General features: G+C 41.9%; 1 protein-coding gene. It reads right to left on the bottom strand.

Annotated elements, in window-relative coordinates; all coding sequences use genetic code 11:
* Positions 1-980 (bottom strand): elongation factor Tu (gene tuf, locus J3U24_RS11495; protein WP_267347007.1); only part of this gene is annotated, 980 nt, incomplete at both ends.

The following is a 980-nucleotide window of genomic DNA, read 5'->3' as shown; positions in this document are numbered from 1 at the left end:
TTAGCAACAACACCAGCACCAACAGTACGACCACCTTCACGGATAGCGAAACGTAAGCCGTCTGCCATTGCGATTGGGTGAATTAATGATACTGTCATTTTGATGTTATCACCTGGCATTACCATTTCTACGCCTTCTGGTAATTCAATAGTACCAGTTACGTCAGTTGTACGGAAGTAGAACTGTGGACGGTAGCCTTTGAAGAATGGAGTATGACGACCACCTTCATCTTTGCTTAGGATATATACTTCTGATTCAAAATCTGTATGTGGTGTGATTGAACCTGGTTTTGCTAATACTTGACCACGTTCGATTTCTTCACGTTTTGTACCACGTAGTAATACACCTACGTTCTCACCAGCACGACCTTCGTCTAGTAATTTACGGAACATTTCAACGCCAGTACAAGTTGTTTTTGTGGTTGGTTTGATACCAACGATTTCAACTTCTTCACCAACTTTGATTACACCACGTTCTACACGACCTGTTACCACTGTACCACGTCCTGAAATTGAGAACACGTCTTCAATTGGAAGTAGGAATGGTTTATCGATATCACGCTCTGGTTCCGGAATATAGCTGTCTAAAGCTTCAGCTAATTCAACAATTTTTTCTTCCCATGCTGCATCGCCTTCTAACGCTTTTAACGCTGAACCACGAATTACTGGAGTGTCATCACCTGGGAAATCGTATTGAGATAGAAGTTCACGTACTTCCATTTCAACTAATTCTAATAATTCTTCATCATCAACCATATCGCATTTATTTAAGAATACGATGATGTAAGGAACACCTACTTGACGACCTAAAAGGATGTGCTCACGAGTTTGTGGCATAGGACCATCAGTTGCTGCTACTACTAAAATAGCACCGTCCATTTGTGCCGCACCAGTGATCATGTTTTTAACATAGTCAGCATGGCCTGGGCAGTCTACGTGTGCGTAGTGACGAGTTGGTGTATCGTATTCAACGTGTGAAGT

The organism is Gilliamella sp. B2785 (genome assembly GCF_026537005.1).
In the GTDB taxonomy this organism is placed as follows: Bacteria; Pseudomonadota; Gammaproteobacteria; order Enterobacterales; family Orbaceae; genus Gilliamella; species Gilliamella apicola_E.
Note: the sequence above shows the minus strand (reverse complement) of the source record. Positions and strands in the feature narration are given on the sequence as shown.